Annotated in this window: 20 protein-coding genes; 10 read left to right on the top strand and 10 right to left on the bottom strand. The window is 72.2% G+C overall.

All coding sequences use genetic code 11. From position 1 onward, the window contains the following. Positions 1 to 2: 2 nt before the first annotated feature. From AC6CH9_RS03925 to AC6CH9_RS03915, 3 genes are all read right to left on the bottom strand, one after another. A complete protein-coding gene (locus AC6CH9_RS03925) occupies positions 3 to 527 on the bottom strand; it encodes an FMN-binding protein (RefSeq protein ID WP_498153753.1) in 525 nt (174 codons plus the stop codon). Continuing rightward, complete coding sequence (locus tag AC6CH9_RS03920) at positions 524 to 1,915, bottom strand: ferredoxin reductase family protein (protein WP_498153752.1); 1,392 nt, start codon at positions 1,913 to 1,915, stop codon at positions 524 to 526. The genes AC6CH9_RS03925 and AC6CH9_RS03920 overlap by 4 nt, the downstream gene beginning before the upstream one ends. 97 nt (positions 1,916 to 2,012) lie before the next feature. Then, a complete protein-coding gene (locus AC6CH9_RS03915; RefSeq protein WP_452108657.1) occupies positions 2,013 to 3,878 on the bottom strand; it encodes a heavy metal translocating P-type ATPase in 1,866 nt (621 codons plus the stop codon). A gap of 174 nt (positions 3,879 to 4,052) precedes the next feature. Here AC6CH9_RS03915 and AC6CH9_RS03910 point away from each other — a divergent pair, with 174 nt between their 5' ends. After that, positions 4,053 to 5,222: a universal stress protein gene (locus AC6CH9_RS03910; protein WP_498153751.1), complete on the top strand. Its 1,170-nt coding sequence runs from the start codon at positions 4,053 to 4,055 to the stop codon at positions 5,220 to 5,222. On the opposite strand, the gene AC6CH9_RS03905 is transcribed toward AC6CH9_RS03910, so the two are convergent. Genes AC6CH9_RS03905 through AC6CH9_RS03895 form a run of 3 tightly spaced genes read right to left on the bottom strand, consistent with a single transcriptional unit; the run spans position 5,138 to position 7,915 of the window. Further along, entirely contained in the window at positions 5,138 to 6,127 is a 990-nt protein-coding gene (locus tag AC6CH9_RS03905) for a zinc-dependent alcohol dehydrogenase family protein (protein WP_047233295.1), read from the bottom strand. The two genes, AC6CH9_RS03910 and AC6CH9_RS03905, sit on opposite strands and share 85 nt — an antisense overlap. A 9-nt stretch (positions 6,128 to 6,136) precedes the next feature. Further along, entirely contained in the window at positions 6,137 to 7,012 is an 876-nt protein-coding gene (locus AC6CH9_RS03900; RefSeq protein WP_498153750.1) for a universal stress protein, read from the bottom strand. A gap of 12 nt (positions 7,013 to 7,024) precedes the next feature. Beyond that, positions 7,025 to 7,915 (bottom strand): universal stress protein, encoded by an 891-nt coding sequence (locus AC6CH9_RS03895; protein WP_082141275.1) that lies wholly within the window; start codon positions 7,913 to 7,915, stop codon positions 7,025 to 7,027. A 171-nt stretch (positions 7,916 to 8,086) separates the two neighbouring features. Here AC6CH9_RS03895 and AC6CH9_RS03890 point away from each other — a divergent pair, with 171 nt between their 5' ends. Continuing rightward, on the top strand, positions 8,087 to 10,723 hold the full coding sequence (locus AC6CH9_RS03890; protein ID WP_498153749.1) for a cation-translocating P-type ATPase: 2,637 nt from the start codon (positions 8,087 to 8,089) through the stop codon (positions 10,721 to 10,723). A gap of 47 nt (positions 10,724 to 10,770) precedes the next feature. Here the strand turns inward: AC6CH9_RS03890 and AC6CH9_RS03885 are convergent, their stop codons facing one another. Continuing rightward, entirely contained in the window at positions 10,771 to 11,739 is a 969-nt protein-coding gene (locus AC6CH9_RS03885; protein WP_047233292.1) for an Acg family FMN-binding oxidoreductase, read from the bottom strand. A 307-nt stretch (positions 11,740 to 12,046) separates the two neighbouring features. On the opposite strand from AC6CH9_RS03885, the gene AC6CH9_RS03880 reads away from it, so the two are divergent. Then, a complete protein-coding gene (locus tag AC6CH9_RS03880; protein WP_498153748.1) occupies positions 12,047 to 13,024 on the top strand; it encodes an Acg family FMN-binding oxidoreductase in 978 nt (325 codons plus the stop codon). Positions 13,025 to 13,193: 169 nt separating this feature from the next. Here AC6CH9_RS03880 and AC6CH9_RS03875 read toward each other — a convergent pair whose 3' ends face one another. Beyond that, a complete protein-coding gene (locus tag AC6CH9_RS03875; protein ID WP_498153747.1) occupies positions 13,194 to 14,276 on the bottom strand; it encodes a zinc-dependent alcohol dehydrogenase family protein in 1,083 nt (360 codons plus the stop codon). 208 nt (positions 14,277 to 14,484) lie between these two features. On the opposite strand from AC6CH9_RS03875, the gene AC6CH9_RS03870 reads away from it, so the two are divergent. The 4 genes from AC6CH9_RS03870 to AC6CH9_RS03855 all read left to right on the top strand — a co-directional run bounded on the left by AC6CH9_RS03870 (position 14,485) and on the right by AC6CH9_RS03855 (position 18,511). Then, entirely contained in the window at positions 14,485 to 15,450 is a 966-nt protein-coding gene (locus AC6CH9_RS03870; RefSeq protein WP_498153746.1) for a universal stress protein, read from the top strand. A gap of 50 nt (positions 15,451 to 15,500) precedes the next feature. After that, positions 15,501 to 16,094: a DoxX family membrane protein gene (locus AC6CH9_RS03865; protein ID WP_452108663.1), complete on the top strand. Its 594-nt coding sequence runs from the start codon at positions 15,501 to 15,503 to the stop codon at positions 16,092 to 16,094. A gap of 127 nt (positions 16,095 to 16,221) precedes the next feature. After that, a complete protein-coding gene (locus tag AC6CH9_RS03860; RefSeq protein WP_052877647.1) occupies positions 16,222 to 17,817 on the top strand; it encodes a GAF domain-containing sensor histidine kinase in 1,596 nt (531 codons plus the stop codon). Positions 17,818 to 18,022: 205 nt separating this feature from the next. Further along, positions 18,023 to 18,511 (top strand): hypothetical protein, encoded by a 489-nt coding sequence (locus AC6CH9_RS03855; RefSeq protein ID WP_047233287.1) that lies wholly within the window; start codon positions 18,023 to 18,025, stop codon positions 18,509 to 18,511. A gap of 60 nt (positions 18,512 to 18,571) precedes the next feature. Here the strand turns inward: AC6CH9_RS03855 and AC6CH9_RS03850 are convergent, their stop codons facing one another. Continuing rightward, positions 18,572 to 19,207 carry a response regulator gene (locus AC6CH9_RS03850; protein ID WP_498153745.1) on the bottom strand — a complete coding sequence of 212 codons (636 nt, stop codon included), beginning with the start codon at positions 19,205 to 19,207 and terminating at the stop codon, positions 18,572 to 18,574. A 228-nt stretch (positions 19,208 to 19,435) separates the two neighbouring features. Between AC6CH9_RS03850 and AC6CH9_RS03845 the strand changes: the two genes are divergently transcribed. Genes AC6CH9_RS03845 through AC6CH9_RS03835 form a run of 3 tightly spaced genes read left to right on the top strand, consistent with a single transcriptional unit; the run spans position 19,436 to position 20,617 of the window. Next, a complete protein-coding gene (locus tag AC6CH9_RS03845) occupies positions 19,436 to 19,717 on the top strand; it encodes a dsRBD fold-containing protein (RefSeq protein ID WP_498153744.1) in 282 nt (93 codons plus the stop codon). Positions 19,718 to 19,746: 29 nt separating this feature from the next. Beyond that, the gene (locus tag AC6CH9_RS03840; RefSeq protein ID WP_047233320.1) at positions 19,747 to 20,046 is read left to right on the top strand and encodes a hypothetical protein; all 300 of its coding nucleotides are present in this window, start codon (positions 19,747 to 19,749) and stop codon (positions 20,044 to 20,046) included. Positions 20,047 to 20,086: 40 nt separating this feature from the next. Further along, entirely contained in the window at positions 20,087 to 20,617 is a 531-nt protein-coding gene (locus AC6CH9_RS03835; protein WP_452108664.1) for a GyrI-like domain-containing protein, read from the top strand. 71 nt (positions 20,618 to 20,688) lie between these two features. Here AC6CH9_RS03835 and AC6CH9_RS03830 read toward each other — a convergent pair whose 3' ends face one another. Further along, positions 20,689 to 21,702 (bottom strand): lysylphosphatidylglycerol synthase transmembrane domain-containing protein, encoded by a 1,014-nt coding sequence (locus AC6CH9_RS03830; protein ID WP_047233284.1) that lies wholly within the window; start codon positions 21,700 to 21,702, stop codon positions 20,689 to 20,691. Positions 21,703 to 21,935: the final 233 nt, after the last annotated feature.

Here is a 21,935-nt window from a genome sequence, read left to right as displayed (position 1 = left end):
CGTCAGCCCCGCGCGTCGATCGCGGCCTGGAGGGACTCGCGGTAGCCCTCGGAGGTGTAGGTCGCCCCGGACACGGTGTCGATGCGCGCAGACTGCGCCCGCACGGCCTCCTGCGCGAGCAGCGGCGTGGCGCGCGCGGAGACCTGGGAGCTCTCTCCCCCGCTGGGCGACCGCACGGTCTGCACCGCGTCGAGGTGCGTCCCGGTGAACGTCACCGCGACCTGCACGGGCCCGTACCGCGTCTGCACGACGGACCCCGTCACGGTCGCCCGCGTCGGGTCCGGCGTGCCGGTGCCCGGGCTCGCCGGGGACGTGCCCGGGGCCGTCGAGCCGGCGGTGGAGGGCGCCGGCGTCGGGGTCGCGGGGGTCACGGGCTCCGACCCCGCGACGACGGCGGGAGCTCCCGACGTCGCGGACGCGTCCCCGGCGAGGCCCGGCACCCCGCCGTACCGCGCGAGCGCGGCGGCGCCGAGCGCGAGCACGCTCCCCGCGTAGACGATCGTCCCTCTCCAGCGGCGTCCGGTCATGACAGGCTCAGCTCCTCGTGGTGGACGGCGGACCGCGGCACGCCCGCGCGGCGTGCCGAGTCCTCGACGGTCGCGACCATCGCGGGCGGGCCGCACACGAAAACGTCGCGCGACGCGAGGTCGGGGACCAGGGCGTCGAGCCGCCCCGGGCCCAGGGGGTCGTACCCGAGGTCGGCCCGGCGGCCCACGACGGGCAGGTAGGTGAGCGGCGCGTCGGCGAGCTCGTGGCCGAGGCCGAGGTCCGCCCGGGACCGGGCGCGGTGCACGACGACGACGTCGTGCCCGCGCGCGACCAGGTCCTCCGCGAGCGCCCGCACGGGCCCGACGCCCGCGCCCCCGGCGACGAGCAGCACACCGCGGCGTCGCGCCCGGGCGGCGGTGAAGCGGCCGAACGGCCCCTCGAGGAGCACGCGCGTCCCGGGCCGCAGGTGCGCCACCGCGCGCGAGTGGTCGCCCAGGCCACCGACGGTGAAGCGCAGGTGCTCGCCGTCGGGCGCGACGGAGACCGAGTAGGGGTGGGCGGTGACGACGTGGCCCCGCGCGAGGAAGCGCACGAGGAAGAACTGGCCGGCCCGTGCCCCGACGTCCGCGAGCGCCGGACCCGACACCCACACGCTCGTCATCCCCCCGGCCTCCGGCACGACGGCGCTCACGCGCGGCGCGTCCCGGAGCACGCCCAGGAGCGGCAGCACCACGCGCCACGTGAGGAGCGCCGCGGCGGTGCCCGCGTAGAGGAGCACCCAGGCGGCGCGGGCCGTCGGGTCGCCGACGAAGTGCGCGCCCGCCGTGACCTGGTGCGCGAACGTGAGGTACACCCCGGCGTAGATCGTCAGGTGCACGAGGAACCACGCCTCGTACGACAGGTACCGCCGCACGAGCCGCGCGCCGGACGCTCCGACGACGACGAACAGGCCCGTGCCGACGAGCGCGGCCGTCATGTCCGGCTCCACCAGCACGAGGGTGAGCGCGTGCCACCACGACGCGGCCTGCGCCGGCAGGGCGGTCCCGGCCACCATGAGGAGCGCGTGGGTGACGACGAGGAGCACGACGGTCGTCCCGAGGACGCGGTGCCACGCGACGAGCCGGTCCAGGCCGACCGCGCGCTCGAACCAGGGGACGCGCCCGACGAGGAGGAGCTGCGCGCAGACCAGCACCGACGCGACGAGCCCCACCAGCTCCCCGACGCCGGTGAGCGCACCGGCCGACGTCGCACCGGCGGACGGCGGCGTGCCCTGCCACCAGAACGCGACGACGAGCGCGAGGACACCGAGCAGCACCGCGCGCAGGGCGACCGCGCCCGGAGCGGGTGCGCCAGGGCTGCGCGGTGCACGGGCCTCGGCCCGGGGCGGGGCCTGGGCCGACGTCCGGCGTGTCGTGAGGATGCTCATGCGAGACAGCGTGCCCGGCGATTCTCAGAGCATTCTCGGAGGCGGTGCTCCGGGGTCGGACCTTTCGTCCGCGCGCGGGGCGGGTGGACGCCCGGTCTCAGCGGGACGACGCCGGCACGCGCGGCTCGGCGGCCCGGGCGGCGGACGCCTTCCGGGGCGGCCCGGGCGGGGTCTCGTCCCTGCCCGGGCGGGTGGCGAGCAGCGCCCACAGGATGCATGCGAGGTCGACGCCCTCCTGGAGCCACGCGCCAGCGAGCGCGGGGAGCCGTCCCGTCGCGGCCACGACCATGAGCAGCCCCGACAGGGCGATCCCGATGCCGATGGCCTGCCACGCGACCCGCACGGTGCGGCGCCCGATCCGCACGGCCCCGACCGCGCGCGCGAGGTCGTCGCGGACGACGACGGCGTCCGCGGTCTCGGTCGCCGCCGTCGAGCCCCGTGCGCCCATGGCCATGCCGACGTCGGCCACCGCGAGGACCGGGGCGTCGTTCACGCCATCTCCGACCATCATCACGGGGCGGTCCGGCAGCCCTCGCACGGCGTCGACCTTGTCCTGCGGGAGGAGGCCGGCCCGGACGTCGTCGATACCGACCGCGTCCGCGACGTGCCGGGCGGTCGCCGCCGCGTCGCCGGTGAGCATCACCGTGGTGCGGACCCCCGCCGCGTGGAGGGACGCGACCGTGGAGCGCGCCTCGGCCCGCAGCTCGTCCGCGAGGAACAGCGTCCCGGCGTACGCGCCGTCGACGCTCACGTGGACGGCGCTCCGGCCCGCTCCGGGGGTGGGCACCCCCGCTGGCTCCTCCGCGACGACGAAGCCCAGCCGGCCCACGGCCACGACGTGGCCGCAGACCGTCGCCCGCGCGCCCCGCGCGGTCTCCTCCACCGCGTCGCGCGCGGCGGGGAGGGCGAGGCCGCGTTCCTGGGCGGCGCGCACGACTGCAGTGGCGAGAGGGTGCACCGAGTACTGCTCGACGGCGGCCGCGAGGGCGAGGAAGCGGTCCGCAGGGAGGTCCCCCGCGGGACGGACCTCCACGACCACCGGCGCTCCGTGGGTCAGGGTTCCCGTCTTGTCGAACGCCACGGTCCGCACGCGGGAGAGCTGCTCGAGCGTGCCCGCCGACTTGACGATGATCCCCTTCCGGGCGGCGCGCGACATGCCGGACATGAAGGCGACCGGGGCGGCGATGATCAACGGGCACGGAGTGGCGACCACGAGCACCTCCGCGAAGCGCGCCGCCTCACCGCTGAGCGCCCACGCCGCGCCAGCGAGCACGAGGGCTACCGCCGTGAACGGCACCGCCACGCGGTCGGCGAGCCGTACGAACGGCGCTCTGGACGCCTGCGCCTGCTTCACCAGCTCGACGATCGCCTGGTACTGCGACCCTGCAGCCGTCGCGGTCGCCCGCACGCGCGCCGCACCGCCGCCGTTGACCGAGCCGGACAGAACCGTGTCCCCCCGTCGGTGCTCGACGGGGAGCGACTCGCCGGACAGGGACGACTCGTCGAGCACCGCTGCCTCGCTGAGCAGGACGCTGTCCACCGGGACGACCTCGCCCGGCCGTACCCACACCTCGTCGCCGGGGCGCACGTCGCCGACTGGGACGTCGGTGAGCGCGCCGTCCGGTGCGGCCCGGTGGGCGACACGCGGCGCCGCGGCGAGCAGGTTCGACAGCTCGCGCCGAGCCCGCCCGTTCGCGTAGTCCTCGAGCGCCTCGCCACCCGAGAGCATGAGGCACACCACGAGAGCGGCCCAGTACTCTCCGACCAGCACCGTCGCGGAGACCGCGAGGACCGCCAGCATGTCGACGCCGTACAGGCCGGCACGGAGATCGGCCACCATGCCGCGCGCGGTGACCACGACGACCGCCGCCGCGAACGACGAGATCACGAGCTGCGCGGAGCCCGCCGGACCCGCCAGCTCGAGCAGCCCTGCGAGGCCGCCCACGGCCACCGTGGCCGTCACCCAGGGGTAGCGACGGACGGCCCGCGCCAGGTATCGGCGAGGACGAGTCATATCCCAGCAGTAGCTCGACCCGGGGCGTCCGCCACAGGGGCGAACGACTCGTCGGCACAGGGCCTTGGACCGTGGGGCGCGACGTCGACGCGGCGTCGCTCCGGCGGTCGCGCCCGGGGCCCGATGGCGGCCGGATGGCGGCCGGATGGCGGCCGAAAAGGCAGAGCGGCCCTGGCGGTCGGGTCGGCAGGTCCGCTTCCATGGCGGTGGGAGGACCCGATGCCCGCAGAATGGAGCCGAGGGGTCGTCGTCGGGTTCGACGGCAGCCCAGGCAGCATCCACGCCCTGGAGTGGGCGGCCGACGCCGCCGACCGGCACGGGAGCGCGCTGCACGTGCAGTTCGTCCTCGAACCCTCGGGCCACGGCGAGCGGCACGATCTGTTCGACGAGGGCTACCGCGCGGGCCGCGTCCTGGACCTGGCCATGGACATCCTGGCCGGGTCTCGTCCGGGCCTGCACGACGTGTCGACGTCCGTGGTGCGCGGGATGCTCCTCCCGTCGCTGCTCGCGAGCTCGCGTGCGGCCGACCTGCTCGTCCTCGGCCGCAGTGGGACCGCCCTGCCTGCCGGACCTCTGACGTCGCGCCCCCAGGCATCGGTGAGCACGCGGGTCGCTCGCCGTGCCCGGAGTGCCGTGGCAGTCGTCCCGCGGGGGTGTCCATCGCATCTGGATGGCCGCGTGGTCGTCGGCGTGGCCGGCGCCGACGACGCACCGGCGATCGAGGTGGCGTTCGCGGCGGCGAACGAGTCGCACGCCGTGATCGTCGTGCACGTGCTCGAGCACGTGGGTGCGCTCCAGGCGGCGGACGGGTGCGGCTACCTGCGCTGGTGGAGATGGTCCACCTTCTCCCAGCTGTGGTCGGTGGCCGAGCGGTGCGCCGACCGGTACGGGGTAGATCGGGGGATGCTCGTCCTCTCCGGGTGCGCCGCGACCCAGCTCGCCGGCCAGGTCGGCCCCGAGGACATCCTGGTCCTCGGGTCGCCGGCTGGGTCGGGGTCGAAGGGCGCTGTGCCGGTCCTGGCGACGGTTCTTCGGAGTGTGGGGTGTCCGGTGCTCGTGGCCGGCCGGGGCTCGGCGCGCGTAGAGCGCCGGGACTCCGCCGACGCTGGAACCGGGGCCGGCGAGAGGCGAACAGGACGTCCGTCTCGGTCGGTCCCCCCGGGGATCGCAGACGGGAGCGTGCGCTCGGGTCGGTCGGGAACCAGAGCTCAGCCGGGCACGAGGACGAGCGAGCCGCTCGCGCGCCCGGAGCGTAGCTCCTCGAGCGCGTCGGGTGCCTGGTCGAGGGGGTAGGTCGTGACGGTCGGGGTGATGCGCAGCGCCGCGGCGAGGCGCAGCAGCGCCGCGCCGTCCGCCCTGGTGTTGGCCGTGACCGTGCGCAGGTCGCGTTCGTTGAAGAGGTGATGGTGGTAGTCGAGGACCGGTACGTCACTCATGTGGATGCCGGCCAGGACCACGGTTCCGCCGCGCGTGGTGGCAGACAGCGCGACTGGGACGAGCTCGCCTGCGGGGGCGAAGACGATGGCAGCGTCCAGCGGCTCGGACGGTGCACCTGTCGCGTCGGTGACGAACGTGGCTCCGAGGTGCCGAGCGAGGTCACGGTTCGCTTCGCCGCGGGTCATGGCGAAGACGCGTGCGCCGGAGGCGATGGCGATCTGCGCGGTGATGTGGGCGCTGGACCCGAAGCCGTAGATGCCGAGGTTGCCGCCGGGTGGGAGGTTGGCTCGGGTCAGCGCTCGGTAGCCGATGATCCCGGCGCACAGCAAGGGCGCGGTGGCGGGCGCGTCCGCCTCGTCAGGGAGCGGATAGACGTACGCCGCCGGTGCGGTGACGTACTCGCTGAAGCCTCCGTCGACGTCCCATCCGGTGTACCGGGAATCGGGGCACAGGTTCTCCCGGCCGGTCCGGCACCAGCTGCACTGCCCGCACGTCTGGTGGAGCCAGGCGACGCCGACGCGATCGCCGGGGCGCAGGTGGTGGACCTCTGCCCCGGCCCGCGCGACGGTTCCGACCACCTGGTGCCCGGGGACCACGCCGGGCCGGTGGACGGGCAGCTCCTGGTCGATGACGTGCAGGTCGGTGCGACACACCCCGCAGGCTTCGACCGAGACGGACACCTCGTGCGATGCGGGGACCGGGGCATGCTCGTCGACCAGGCGCAGCTCGCCCGGGTGCTCCCCGGCTCTCCATGCCCTCATGGGGTGTTCTCAGCGGTCGCGCCGGGAGGGGTGCACCACGATGACCGTCCCGGGGGACCGTCGCAGCAGCCGGTCGGCGACCGATCCCAGCGCACGGGCGGTGGCGGGATGATGGTGGCGCCCGCCGACGACGAGGACGTCCTTGGTCGAGACCTGAGACAGGACCTTGTCGGCGACGGGTCCCTCGGCGACGTAGAGGAAGGTATGGACGCCCGCGCGAGCCGCGACGGGGGTCACCATGGCGCTGATGCGCGAGGTCGCGACGGACTTCCAGGGCTCCCCTGCCCCCCAGTCCTCGTAGAGCGCGTGGACGAGGGCTGGCGTCTGGACGGCGTGGACGACACGCAGCGGGCAGCCCGCGAGCCGGGCTTCCTCGACCGCGTACCGGACGAGGTCGTCCTGATGGTCCTCGTCGGACAGCGCGAGCACGACGTGGTGAGGCGTGTCCGTGATGGCTATGGCGGGCACCACGACTGTGACGCCGCGGCCCGCGAGAGCCAGCCTGGTCGCGGTCGCGCCCAGGGTGGAGCGCTCGATGTGCTGGACGTTGCGTCCGACCACGACCATCGGGGCGGCCCCGACGCGGTCTCGGACCGCTGCGGCAACGTCGCCCGGCGCGATCTCGGTGTGCAGGTACGGGTGACCGGGGTAGACGTGGTCGAGGTGCGCGGTCGTGGTGCGCAGCACGTCGCGGGCGTGCGCCGTCCGGGACGCGCGCTCCTCCGCGCGCCGTGACGGCCGGACGTCGCTGTCGTCGACAGCACTGAGCAGGGTGACGTCCTGTCCGTGGCGTGCCGCGGTCCGTGCGGCCCACAGGGCTGCGTGCAGGCTCGCTGGTGAACCGTCGACCCCGACGACGATGTCGTTGCCTGACATCGTGCTCATCTCCCTCGTGTCCTAGTCGCGCTGCCCGTGCTGGTTGGTGTCGGCGAGCTTGCGGGTGTGGGCGATGACCAGAGCGCACGGTGCGTTCACCACGACCTTGTCCGGCACGGAGCCGAGCAGCCGCCCGACAGCACGGGGGTGGTGGCGTCCGCCGAGCACGAGCAGGTCGAAGGCGGTGACCTGGTCGAGCAGGACGGTCGCGGGGTCGCCGGGGCGGGCCGTGGCATGGCAGGTGACGTCGGGGTAGCGGTCGGACCAGCGGGCGGTCAGCTCCTTGAGCTCAGCGTGGATCTCGGGTTCTTCGCCGGCACCGGCGGCCTGTGCGACCTGTGTCGCCGGCTCGATCGCGTGCACGATCTCGACGGGACGGGTGCAGCTGCGCGCCTCGGCGAACGCCACCTCGAGTGCTGGGGTGGGGTCGTCGTCGAGGTCGACGCCGACCACGATCCGGTCCGGGGCGAGCCCGCGAGCCGTGGTCGGGATGATCGCGATCGGGCCGTGGGCGCGCGCCGCGGTCGCTGCCGAGACCGACCCCAGACCGCCCTGGTCCTCGCCCGAGCCGCGCTGCCCGACGACGACGAGGTCGGCATCGCGCGAGAACTCCACGAGCACGGCGGCGGCAGGACCGATGCTCACCGTGGCTTCGATGTCCGTCGCGCCGGGTGGGCGGGGATTGGCTCTGCCCAGGGCCCGGCGCAGGATGGCGTCGACCTCGGCGTCGAGCGCCTCAGGGATGTACGCCGGGACGGGCACGATCGGGCCGACCGGGACCGACTGGGCGTGCACGGCGCGCAGGCGCGCATGGTGCCGGTCCGCCACCGCGACCGCCCAGTCGAACGCGTGAAACGCCTCGGGCGACCCGTCGATGCCGACGACCACCCCTCGTGACCATGTGTCGCTCATCGTTGATCATCTCCTCACCTCTCAGCGCACCACCGGCGGGCGGGAGCGACCAGGTGCGGGATACCCGGTACCACCGGTGACCTTGGGCCCTGGTGTCGTCCGCGGTCCGCCGCCGGGTGCCGGGGCCGTTCGGCTCTTGGCCCGCGAGCGGCAGGAGACCTGTGATGGAGCATGGGCAGTTCTGAGGACCGCCCGGCCGGCTCGAGCCCGACCGAAGCACGTGAACCCGTCGCCCGCGGCCTGTCGGACGAGCACGCGGCGCGCGAGCTGGGGCGCCACGGGCCCAACGCGTTGCCTCAGGTCCGGGGACCCTCCGCGCCGCGGCGCCTGCTCGCCCAGCTGAGCAGCGTGTTCGCCGTCGTGCTGTGGTGCGCGGCGGGGCTGGCCTGGCTCGCAGGGATCCTCGAGCTCGCCGTCGCGATCGCGATCGTCGTGGTGCTCAACGCGGTGTTCGCCTTCTTGCAGGAAGCGCGAGCGGGTCGGGCGGCAGAGCGCCTGCGTGCGCTGCTGCCCTCGCGGATCATCGTCCGCCGCGACGGACGCGAGCTCGGTGTGTCGACGAGCGAGGTCGTCGTCGGCGACATCGTGTGCCTGCGTGCCGGCGACCGCGTCCCCGCCGACGCCACCGTCACGGGAGCAGGGGTTCTCCTGGTGGACATGTCGCTGGTCACCGGCGAGAGCGAGCCGGTCACCCGGTCCCGTGGGAGCGCGGTCGTCGCCGGGTCGTTCGTCGTGGAGGGGTCCGCGGACGCACGCGTGGACGCCATCGGGGCGCAGACCGCGATCGCGCGGATCTCGCACTTGACGGCGGACGTACCCGACCCCGTCACACCGCTCGCCCACGAGCTGCACCGCACGGTGCGCACGATCGCCGTCGCGGCACTGTGCGCCGGAGCATGCTTCGCCCTGGTGTCCTGGGCGGTCGGTCGAGAGCTCTCTGACGCCTACGTGCTGGGGATCGGTGTCGTCGTGGCCCTGGTACCCGAGGGGCTGCTGCCGACCGTGACCCTGGCACTCGCGTGGGGAGCCGAGCGCATGGCCGACCGCAAGGTCCTCGTGCGTCACCTCGAAGCCGTGGAGACCCTCGGGTCGGTCACCCTGGTGTGCACCGACAAGACCGGCACGCTCACCCAGAACGAGATGACCGTCGTCCGGGTCTGGACCCCCGAGGGGGCGGCAACCTGTGCTGCGCCCGGATACCGCCCCGACGGGCAGGTCGCGTGCCCCTTCCAGGCGCGCGAGGCAGTCGTCGCGACAGCGCGGTCCGCGGCGGCGGCCTCGGTCGGGTTCGCACAGCTCTCCGAAGGGCGATGGGTCCCGCACGGGGACCGTATCGACGTCGCGATCGACGTGCTCGCCCGGCGCCTCGGCGTGGACGTGGACCAGGACCGAGCCGCCCTGCAGGCCGCGACCAGGTACGCGTTCGACGCTCGCCGACGCCGAACGTCCACCTACGTGGACAGCCCTGGCGGCGGCCGTGTCTTCGTCAAGGGTGCGCCCGAGTCGGTGCTTCCGCTGTGTACCGACCCACCGGAGATGCTGGCCGCCGCCCACCGGGAGGCGGAGCGGGGGGCCGCCAACGGGCTGCGCGTCCTGGCGGTCGCTTCCCGCCCAGCGGTCCGGCTTCCCGAGGGGCCCGGGGACGCCGAGGCCGGGCTGACCTTGGGGGGCGTCCTGTCGCTCGAGGATCCTCCGCGCGAGGACGCCGCCCACGCGCTGCAGGAGTGTCGGCGGGCCGGGGTCAGGGTCGCGATGCTCACCGGCGACCACCCGCAGACGGCGAAGAGCATCGCCGACCAGGTCGGGCTCCGGGGTGCGCAGGATCCCGTGCTGGTCGGCGCCGACCTGCCTCAGGGCGACGCGGAGCTCGCGGCGGTGTTCGCTCGTTCTGGTGTGGTCGTGGCGCGCCTGGCACCCGAGGACAAGCTGCGCGTGGCGCACGCCCTTCGGGCCCAGGGCGAGGTCGTCGCGATGACGGGAGACGGGGTCAACGACGCGCCGGCCCTGCACGAGGCGGACGTCGGTGTCGCCATGGGACTCTCCGGCACCGACGTGGCCCGTGAGGCCGCGGACGTCGTCCTGCTCGACGACCGGTTCGCCTCCATCGTGGCAGGCATAGAACAAGGGCGTGCGACCTACGTCAACATCCGGCGCTTCATCACCTACCACCTCACCGACAACGTCGCCGAGCTCATGCCGTTCGTGGTCTGGGCGCTCACCGGCGGACAGTTCCCGCTCGCGCTCGGCATCCTGCAGATCCTCGCGATCGACATCGGTACCGACACCGTCTCCGCCGTCGCACTGGGCGCCGAGCCACCCGCCCGGCACCTGCTGACCGACCCGCCCGCCGCCGGGCGGCTGCTCAACGGCACCGTCCTTCGCCGTGCGTTCGCACTGTTGGGCCCGGTGTCCGCAGCGGCAGCCCTGCTCACGTTCACCGTGTGCCTGTGGTCCCAGGGGTGGAGGTACGGCGAGCCGGTCGGCGCTGCCGTCCTCGCCGCTGCCTCGGGGGCGGCGTTCCTCAGCGTCGTGCTGTCCCAGGCGGCGAACGCCTTCGCGTGCCGCAGCTCGACCAGGTGGCCGGGATCGCTGGGATGGACGACCAACCGGCTGCTCGTCGCCGCCGTACCGATCTCCCTCGCCATCTCCCTGACGCTCGTGCTCGTCCCGCCGGTCGCACGCGTGCTGGGACAGGCTGCCCCCGAGCCCCTGGGGTGGGCGCTGGCGCTCGGCTCGGCTGGGGTCCTGCTCACCGCCGACGCCCTCGACAAGGCATGGCGCGCGCGCCGACGGCCCCGGCGGGGGTGACGCATGCCTCCCTCGGCGGGCTCGGAGAGAGCAACCACGGGGACCGGCTACGCCCTGGCGACGCGCGTGACGACGTCGTCGACATCCCTGCGTGGGGTGTGTGGTCCGGGCGCGCCGCGGGCCAGCCGCAGGAGCATCTGGGCGCTGGCGTCCGGGCAGTAGGCGGTCTCGATCCCGCGCCGCGTCGTGGGGTTCTCCAGGGCCCGGGTGGCGAACGCAGCCTGCACGTCGTGCGTCGCCGCGACCAGGAGCATGCGCTCGAGCGCCTGCCCGGCGACGAGCCAGTTGTACGGTCCGTCGCCCACCGTGGTGAGGATCGCCAGATGCTGCCGGCCCTCGAACGTCCGGGCCCCGCTCGTCTCGTCACGCGTCGCATGGTGGACGTCGGTGATCGGGTCCGCATAGCCGGCGAGCATCACGTCCGCGGGCACCCCGTCAGGGCGCCCGTAGGGCACACCCATCCAGCTCCGGTCGGTCTCCAGCGCGACCGAGGACGTCGAGGCAGCGGCTTCCGCACGGCGCATCTCACCCACGAGGTGTCCCGAGCTGATGTCGCCGGCTCCGAGGAAGACGACGTCCGCCTGCTCACGGCGCACCGCTCGACGCAGCTCCTGCAGCACCTCGACCTCCGGCACGCGTCCCCGGGCGTCGCCTCGCAGGGTGTGGCGGGAGAGGATCGCGGCGAACATCCCGGGCTCGTCGACCGTCGCGACGACCCCAGGGCCCAAGGTCACGGTCGCGACGAGCAGCTCGTCGTCCCGGTCGGGCAGCAACCGGACGGCGGCGTCGAACCCCTCGTGCTCGGCCGCGACGCGAATGTTCATCAAGAAGGCTCCGCAGCTGATGAACATCTCTCGCCCGCTGGGATCGATCTCGTGGATCTTGCGGGCAGGGTCGGCCCGGACCTGCAGGACTGCGCCATCGCAGTCCACGGACCAGGGCTGGCTGTTGAGCAGGCTCGGGGCGCGCGTCCCGGCCGTCAGGACCCGATCGATCCTCCTGCCTCGGCTGTCCATGTCCCCACCCCGCTCGTCAGGCCAGGCGGCGCCCCGCACGACGACGCCACCTCCCACGCTCGGCGCCGCCGCTGCCCGGCGGTAGGGCCGAACGACCCGTCACCGGGCGCCGGACGGTTCGACATGCCGGACGCCCGCTCGCCTCACGCACCCCGCTGCCGGGCCGAACGGCCACAGGCCCCGATCCGTTCCACCCTGGTGCCGGGTCACTCTGTCGTCGTCTGCTGGAGGTACGAGCAGCTCGCGCGGCGATGAGCCGCCGAGGAACTCATCACGCCGCATCGGCGAGTACCGGGAGGAGCCGGTCATGGACGTCTTGGACTCACGGGTCGAGAGGATCCTCGCCGCGGCGGTACGCGCCCCCAGCGTGCACAACACCCAACCCTGGCAGGTGCGCACGACCGGCGACACGATCACGGTCCACGCGTACCCCTCCCGCTGGCTGCGTCACACCGATCCTCGACGTCGGGAGATGTTCATCAGCTGCGGAGCCTTCGTGCTCAACGCACGCGTCGCAGCCCGCCGCGAGTCTCTGACAGCCCAGGTCCGTGTCTTGCCAGATCCGGACGACGAGCTGCTGGTCGCGACCGTGACCCTGATCCCCGCGCTGGGTCCCGACATGGACGAGCTCGAGCTGTCCCTGGCCATCGGGCGCCGTTCGACCTCACGTGAACCGTTCGAGGACCAGCCGCTGGACGCCGACGTGCTGCAGGAGATCCAGACGGCGGCCCACGAGGAGGGGTGCGCGCTTCGTCTCGTCCAGCCCTCGGACCCGGCACGCGGACACGTGCTCGACCTCGTGCGTCGCGCCGAGGACCTCGCGGCCGAGGACGACGTGGCCCGCGAGGAAGAGCTCGCGTGGACGGCTACCGGTCCTGAGCGCGAGGACGGCATCCCGCGCGAGCTGCTCGGCCCCTCCAGGGCGGGTGAGGACCAGGCGCCGGTCCGCCGCTTCTCCCTCAGCACGGGGCACGCCGCGTTCGAGCGTCGCTCCACCCTGGCGGTGCTCTCGTCCCCGCGCGACGACCCGCGCGACTGGATCGCCGCGGGCCAGGCGACCGAGCGCATGCTCCTGGTCGCGACGACCTACTTCGTGCGGGCCTCCTTCGCCACGACGGTGCTCGAGAACCCGACGACGCGTCACGAGCTCCGCGAGGCACTGAGCCTCGACGGCTTCCCGCAGATGCTCGCGCGGATGGGATACAGCACGCTGCGCCGGTACAGCCCGCGGCGTTCGGTCGAGCAGATCCTCGCCCCCACGAGCGACGGCCCACCACCCGCCTGACGACCTGACGACCTGACGACCTGACGACTGATGGTCGTCGCAGGAGAGCGTCCCGTACTCGTGCTCCGTCCTTCGCACGGACGACGCTGCCCCGCCTCGTCCTCGGCGAGGATCACCTCGGTGTCAGCGCGACGGAAGACAGGTCCGCAACGGCTGGCCGCGCAGCTCGTCAGGCGGTGACGACGACCTTGAGAGCGCCGGTGTCCGCCGCGTGCCCGAACACGTCGTAGGCACGGTCGATGTCGTCGAGCGCGAACCGGTGTGTGACGAGCTGCTCGACCGGTAGCTGCCCGTTCTTCACCATGGCGAGCAGCGTCGGGGTGGTGAACGTGTCCACGAGACCGGTGGTGATGGTCAGGTCTCGGATCCAGTCACGCTCCAGGTGCAACGTCGCGGGTGCTCCGTGCACGCCGACGTTCGCGACGTGTCCGCCCGGGCGCACGGTCTCGACGCAGAGCTCGAACGTGCCGGGCGTCCCGACGGCCTCGATCGAGACGTCGGCGCCCAGGCCGCCGGTGAGCTCGCGCACCTGGGCGACCACGTCGGCCCGCGCGTCGAGGGTGTGGGTGGCGCCGGCGCGCTGCGCCGCGGCCACGCGTTCGGACGCGAGGTCGACCACGATGATGGCGCTCGGGGAGAAGAGCCTGGCAGTCAGGGTCGCGGCGAGACCGATGGGTCCGGCGCCCACGACGACGACGCTGTCGCCGGGGCGGACCGCACCGGCAAGGACACCGATCTCGTAGGCCGTGGGAAGGATGTCGGCGAGCATCAGTGCCTGCTCGTCGTCGATCGTGTCGTCCAACCGGTGCGTGGACAGCTCTGCGAAGGGCACGCGGACCGTCTCGGCCTGGGTCCCGTCGATCCTGTGCCCCAGGATCCAGCCACCGCCGCCCAAGCACTGGCCGAAGCGGCCCTGACGGCAGTAGGAGCAGCGGCCGCAGGCGGTGATGCAGGAGACCAGCACGCGGTCCCCTTCTCGCAGCGTGCTCACGGCGCCGCCGACCGCGGTGACCGTGCCCACGGCCTCGTGCCCGAGCACGCGCCCGACGTCGACCGTCGGGACGTCTCCCTTGAGAATGTGCAGGTCGGTGCCACAGATGGTCACCGCGTCCACGTGCACCAGGGCGTCCTGCGGTTCCTGCACGACCGGGTCGGGCACCTCCCGCCAGGCGCGGCGGCCCGGACCGTCGAACACCAGAGCCTTCATGATCTCCGCCTCCTCGATCTTGCCCTCGCTCGCTGCCCTCTCCACGTCAGCACCTCGCACCGCGTGCTGCTAGGACCACATGTCCCGTGACGGGTGGGGCCGTTCGGCGCCCCTGTCCACTCCCGCCGTCCGCAGGGCCCGCGCCCCACCAGCCGAAGTGCTCACCCGCCCGAGAGCACCACGGCACTGGTCCCGGGTCGGTGTCGCGACGAACGTGGGAGCAAGCGCGAACCACCGTGTCGGGAGGGTCATCATGAGAACCACGTCGGACTGGCCGATCGTCGTCGGGATCGACGGCTCCCCGGAGGCCTCGCACGCCCTGCGATACGCCGTCCGCGAAGCCGAACGCGAAGGCTGCTACCTGTGGCTGGTCAACGCCATCCACGAGATCGTGCCGCTGGCACCGATGTGGCCGCTGCTGACCAGCGACACCCTCGTCGACGTCGGCCACGAGCTTCTTGCCGAGGCGCAGACGGTCGTCGAGGAGCTGTCCAGCGGTCGCGTGTCCGTCCGGGTCCAGGCGGCCCTGGGCCCGGCGGTCGAGGTCCTTGCTGCCGCCGGGGAGCACGCGCGTCTCATCGTCCTGGGCCACCGGTCCCCGGCGCTGATGGAGCGCATCTTCACCGGCAGCACCACCTTCGGTGTGGCCGCACGCGCCTCGTGCCCGGTGCTGAGCGTGCCGCGCGACTTCGACGCGGACCGAGAGCACGGCATCGTCGTCGCGGCCGTCGACGGGACGGAGATCTCCCCGTACGTCCTCGACCGCGCCTTCACGGTGGCGGCCGAGCGCTCCGCACGTCTGGAGATCGTGCACTGCTGGCGCCTCGACCCGTTCTACAGCTATCTGATCGACGAGTGGTCGGTCCAGGACGAGTGGCGCGGTCACACCTCGGAGGTGATCGACCGCCTGGTCGCGGAGGCCTCCTCGACCCACCCGTCCGTGTCGTTCGAGACGTGGTTGGAGTACGCCGACGTCACCGACACCCTCGTCCGCCACTCCAAGGACGCCGACGTGCTGATCCTGGGCCGTCACGGCCACGGCACCCGCCCTTCGGCTCTCGTCGCAGCCGTGCTCGGGAGCGTGACCCGGGCCGTGCTGCACCACGCGCACTGCCCGGTCGAGGTCGTCCCCGCACCCCGCCCCGCCGAAGCGCACGACGAGGCCCCGCTGCCGTCCCCGGCCCGCGTTCCGGAACCTGCCGACGTCATCGACACCTGACCGTCACCCACGCCGCCCGGCCAGGACGGCACGCACCAAGGAGAAGAACGATGAGCACCATCCACGAGCCGCGCCGAGCCTCTCAGTCGAGCTCGGCCCCCACCGCTGCACCGAGCACCGCGGTCGAACGCGAGACGGTAGTCGTCGAGACGCAGGCGCAGGTCGCGCTGAGGTATGTCGGCGCCGTCATCCGTATCGCCCTCGGCTGGGTGTTCCTGTGGGCGTTCCTCGACAAGGCCTTCGGCCTCGGCCACGAGACCCTCTCGGAGGACGCCTGGGTCAACGGCGGCCAGCCCACGGCGGGGTTCCTCGGCAACGCCACCAGCGGCCCCTTTGCCGACTTCTACCAAGGGCTCGCTGGACAGGCGTGGGTCGACTGGATCTTCATGGTCGGGCTGCTGGGCATCGGGCTCGCGCTCATCCTCGGCATCGGGATGCGGATCGCGGCCGTCGCCGGCGCGATCATGCTGGTCCTGATGTGGACGGCCGTCCTGCCGCCCGCGAACAACCCCTTCATGGACGACCACCTGATCTACGCCCTCGTGCTCGTTGCCCTGGCCCTGGGCAACTCCGGGCGCACGCTCGGCCTGGGCACATGGTGGCAGAACACCCGACTGGTCCAGCGTTGGCCCGCCCTCACCTAGTGCCGCGCACATCGCGCCGCGCCGACCGGCGTGCGCCGTCCATCACGAGGCTCGACGGGCCCCCTGCCCGGCGGGCCTCTCCCCTGCCCTCTCGTCAACGCCGCAGCGCCGCAATATCCTCGAAGGCGTGGACCGGACCTCGGTCGAGGTGCAGGAAGCGATACTGCAGGCCGTCAGCGGCATCTCGACCGACTTCGACCTGCGCGACCTGCTCGCCGGCGTGGTGCGCGCAGCCTGCACGCTGTCCGGCGCACGCTACGGGGCGCTCGGGGTCATCGGACGCTCACGCCGTCAGCTCATCGAGTTCATCGCCGAAGGCATGAGTCGGTCCGAGCGCGAACGCATCGGCCACCTACCCACCGGGCGCGGACTCCTGGGTCACCTCATCACCCACCACGAAGCCTTGCGCCTCGAAGACCTGACCAGTCACCCGTCCTCGTCCGGCTTCCCGCCCGGGCATCCACCGATGACGACGTTCCTCGGCGTGCCCGTCAAGGTCCGCGGCCGCGTCTTCGGCAATCTCTACCTCACTGACAAGTCCACCGGTCCCGCGTTCACCGCCGACGACGAGGAAGCCGTGACCGCGTTAGCGGGTCTGGCCGGTCTCGCCATCGAGCACGCCAAGCTCCTCATGACGACCGAACGGCGGGCACGATGGCTCGAAGCCACGGCAGCGATGCAGCCCGACGTCCTTCGCGCTACCGAGCCGCGCCAAGCGCTCGAAGCCGTGCTGCGACGAGCGCTGCAAGGCGCCGACGCCACCACGGCCCTCGCGATCGCGCCGGGCGCAGGAGGACGGTTCACCGTCCGCGCAGCAGTCGGGGGTCGCGCCGACGACCCGGACCAGATCCTGCAGGAGATTCACCAGCCCGCCATGCTCGCCATGGCGACCGACCGCACCCGCTGGGCCGACCTGCCCGACGGAGGCGCCATCATGACGCGGCTGGCGATCGACTCCGTCACCCGAGGTGCGCTCGTCGTCGTCCTGCCCCGGCGCCGCTACGCCGAGAATCTCAGCGCCGACACCGACTTCATCACCAACTTCGCCAACCAGGCCTCACTCGTGCTCGAACGACATCACACCCGCGCCATCCAGCAACAGCTCGCCGTCATGGCGGAACGCAACCGGATCGCCCGCGACCTGCACGACGTCATCATCCAGCGCCTGTTCGCGCTCGGGCTCCAGGTCCAGGCCATCACCCAGAAGAGCCCGGACACCGTCCGCGAGCCCCTGACCACAGTCCTGGGAGACATCGACGCCACCATCCGCGAGATCCGCCGCTCCATCGTCGATCTGCGACCGGCCCAGGAGCGCCAGCACTCCCTGCGCTCCAAGGTGCACGACCTCGTCGTCGAGTACGCCCACGTCCTCGGCAGGGCTCCCGCGCTCAAGGTCGACGGGCCGCTCGACACCCTCGTCGATGCCGAGATCCACCACCACGTCCTGGCGGTGCTGCGGGAGGGTCTGTCCAACGCAGCACGCCACGCGGTCGCCGAGCACGTCTGGGTCGACGTGACGGTCCGCACCGAAGAGCTCGTGTGCACCATCAGCGACGACGGCATCGGACCCCAAGGCGGTGTGGCTCACGGCGGCTTGCTCAACCTCGCCGACCGAGCCGGTGAGCTGGGCGGGCAGGTGGACATCCGCGCACGCGAGCCGCAGGGAAGCGTCCTGACCTGGCGCGTCCCATTCCGACAACCCCACGCCGAGGAACCGCACTAGCGTGGGCACGTCCGCCACCGCAGCACGACCCTCGACCCTCGTGCTTCGTCCGTTCGACTGCCTCGAACCCGCCGGAACGGCCCTAGCCCGGCGGCCCTTGCTCCCGCTTGAGTGGTAGTGGAGCGTCAGAGCCCAGCCTCCCGGCGTACGTCGGAGCCGGACGGCTCTGGGACTGCTCGCTGAGCACCAGGGAAGGACTCGGGTGATGAGCCGATCGAGGAGCGACGACAGCACCGTGCCGCGGCAAGGGGGCCGACCTTCCCTCTCTGCGCGTCGCGGCGGCTACGTCGTCGCCGTGCTGATCGACGCGGCACTGCTGGTCTTCATCCACGTCTGGCCAGGATGGCAGGTGGTGCCGTTCCTCACGACCGAGCTCGTCGAGGTGCTCCCGGCCGTGAACGCCACCCTGGTCGCGGGCATCGCCGCCAACACGGTGTACGTCCTGGCCGACCCGCCGTGGCTGCGCGCGCTCGGTGACGTCATCGTCACCGGCGTGGGGGTCGTCGCCCTCGTGACGTTGTGGCGCGTCTTCCCGTTCAGCTTTCCCGAGGAGGGCTTCGACTGGACGCTCGTGGTTCGCGTCATGCTGGCGCTCGGCGTCCTGGGGAGCGTGATCGCCATGATCGTCTCGACGGTGCGACTCCTACGGCCCACCACGACGGATGCCGACAGACCTGGGCCGGTGCCCCGCTGACGGCCAGCGCCCTGATGGCCCGCCCGGGCCTTCGCGGACCGAGGCAGCTCACCCGAGACGCTATCCGAGGAGCCTCGTGGCCAGCACCGCCGCCTGGGTCCGGGACTCGAGATCGAGCTTCGTCAGGATGTTGGAGACGTAGTTCTTCACCGTCTTCTCGGACAGGAACAGCTTGCTCGCGATCTGGCGGTTCGTCAGTCCCTCGGCGATCGCCGTCAGGACGTTGAGCTCCTGCTCGCTCAGTGCCGCCAACGCCGGCTCCTGAGCCGGGCCGGCTCGTAGCCGCTCGAGGACGCGCGAGGTCAGCGCGGGGTCGATCAAGGACTGGCCTGCGGCCACCCTCCGCACGGCATCCACCACGTCCGATCCGGTGATGACCTTGAGCAGGTATCCCGACGCACCCGCCATGATCGCCGAGAAGAGCGCCTCGTCGTCGTCGTACGACGTCAGGATCAAGGACCGGACGTCCGGCGCCGAAGCGTGCAGCTCCCGGCAGACCTCGATCCCTGAACCATCGGGCAGGCGCACGTCGAGCACCGCGACGTCAGGACGCAGCTGAGGGATCTCTCGGATGGCCGTTCGTGCCGTGCCCGACTCGCCGACGACCTCGAGCCCGTCTTCGGTCACGAGCAGACCCTTGAGGCCGCGCCGCACAACCTCGTGATCATCAAGAAGGTACACGCGCACCTGCTCCATCGTTCTGTTGTACTCCCGCTCCTGAGGTCCTTCCACTCCTGGGAGGGCGAGGACGGTAGGCGTCGCGGGGTGGGCGACTCCCGTCGCTCGGAGCAACCACGTCCCGTGCCGCCGGAGGACTACCGCCAGGTGTGACCTTCTCCCCTACGTCGCGATCGCGACCGGCGTGAGCCTGAGAACGAGACAGCGAACCGGTCCACAAACGATCACAGAGGGGTAGAGACGGTCATGAGTCACACCTGGAGCATCACCGTCGAGCTGTTCGACGCCGACGACATCGAGCCAGAAGGCGCGATCACGACGGCTCACGCCGTACTGACGACCTCGAGCGGAACCACGCTGACGGGGCACGGTCGAGCTCGTCGCAGCCCCGGCGACACCCCGGTCAGGGAGATCGGGGAAGAGCTCGCCACGGCACGCGCACTGCGAGAGCTCGCAGACCGGCTGCTACGAGCGACCTCGAACGACATCGCGGCGATCGAGCACCAACCGGTCCGGCTGATGGGTTGACTGCCGCCAGGAACGAAGAGGTGACCATCATGACCGCTCGCACCACACGGTGGCACGGCCTCGCCGTAGCCCTTCTCGTCGCAGCGGCGCTCCTTCTCGGAGCCTGCGCAGCCGGTCCCAACGTCGTCGCGAACCCCGGTGGCTACGGCTTCTGGTGGGGCCTGTGGCAAGGCATCATCCTGCCGGTCACGTTCATCGTCTCGCTCTTCACCGACACGGTGAGCATCTACGAGGTCGACAACAACGGAGGCTGGTACGACTTCGGCTTCGTGCTGGGGATCGCGATGTTCTCCGGACCTGCGATCGCGATCGGCGGCCGCAGGTCCTGACAGCGGCACTATCCCGGGAGAGCCTGTGACGGAGCCGAGCATGACCGACGACATCAGACTGACACAGTGGTCCGACGACGTCGAACACACGGTCGGGCTGCGCCAGCTCCTCCCGTGGGATCGCCTCAGCGACGTGTGCGGCCGCGCGTTCCCGGCCCTCTCCCGGGCCCTGGAGGACGCGGGCGTGCGGATCACCGGGCCGCCCTACGCCCGCTACCGCGACAGCTCGGAGGAGCGGTTCGACGTCGAGGTGGGATTCCCCGTGAAGGAGGCGGTGGCCCCGGGCCGAGTCACGGTTGCGGTCCCCGTGGGCGGCTCGCTGGAGACCGGCGGTCTGCCGAGAGGCCGTGCCGTCGAGGCCGTGCACGTGGGGTCGCACGGCACCCTGCCTCTGACGTACGCCCACATGGAAGAATGGGCACGGGCGCGCGGGCTGGAGCCATCGGACCAGCTCTGGGAGTTCTACGAGATCGGACCGGACACGGATCCGGACCCGAGGACGTGGCGCACCCGGGTCTTCATGCCCGTCAGCGCGCCGGTGCACGAGACCTGCGAACGCGACACCCGCTGAGCGACCGCGCGACTCGGCACCCGTGACACAGTTCCACTCCGAGCCGATGCGCACGGTGGGTGATCTGCATGTCAACCCTGGCGGTGAGCTCCGAGGGTCACGGGCGGCGCCTCGGCCCCGCCGATACGTGGACGTCGACCAGCGCGAGATGAGACGACCAAGCTGGCATAGCAGGCAGCGCCGACAGGGATCGGCAGCCAGAACTGCAGCAGCCGCCAGGCCACGACGCCGAGAACGACCGGGCCCGACGGCTCGCCGAGACCGGTCAGGACGGAGATGACACCGGCTTCGACCACACCGAGGCCGCCGGGGGCGATGGGAACACCGGCCATGACGTTGGCGACACCGTAGGCGACACAGAGCGCGACAGGATTCGGCCGTACGCCGAAAGCTGCCAGGAAGACCCACAAGGCAGCCGCGTCCAGACACCAGTTGAGCGATCCCCAGACCGCGAACCTGCCCAGCAGGCGCCGCTCGGACAACAGGTCGACCACCCTGACCATGGTCGGTCGCACCCATCCCTGCAGTCGTGCACGCCACCGGGAGGACGACCACCGGGTGATGCGCTCTGCAGCAGCGGGAAGCCCGTCCGGGTGATGCTCCACAGCCCGCACGACGGCGAGCTCGGCCATCAGGACACAGATGACTGCCACTGCAACCCCCGCGTAGAGACCCGGCGCGACGCCGAGCAGCACGCCGGTCAGAGCAGCCACGCCGAGAATGAGCTGCAGAGTGGCTGCCGAGCCGAACCCCTGGACGGCTACGGCTGCGACGGCCTCCTCCACGCGCACGCCCCCTCGGTGCAGCAGACCGACACGGACGACGTTGCTCGTCGCCGCCCCCGCCGGAGTCACGTGCGCGACGCTCAAGGCTGACAGGTCCGTCCGGAACAGCCAGCTGAAGGCGGGTCTGCCCTCGCGGGGCAGAACGACCGAGGTCAGCACCGAATAGGTGGCCAGACTCAGTGCCTCGAGGAGCACACCCAGCGCCAAGAGGGTCGGCTCGACGTGGGAGAGCACCTCCAGGGCCCGTTCTGCAGCGGGCACCGACGGGACCAGGAGGAACCGCACGACGAGGAAGATCACCAACAGACGAGCTCCACGGCGAAGCCACACGTGCCGCGCACGATCGAGATGCCGAGGCACGTGACGTCGAGCAACCGAGCACCGCCGCGCGAGATGCGCCATGGCCTCCACGCTAGGCATCCGCGAGCACCACCGAACGAGGAAGAGTCCTCTGGTTCCCTGGGTCGAGTGGGACAGCCCCCGTCAGGGCCGGTCGACGGCAGATCTCAGCACTTCCCGTCCTCTCACAGGGA

Source organism: Cellulosimicrobium sp. GQ32 (genome assembly GCF_059758455.1).
This window is presented reverse-complemented; position numbering and strand designations above follow the sequence as displayed.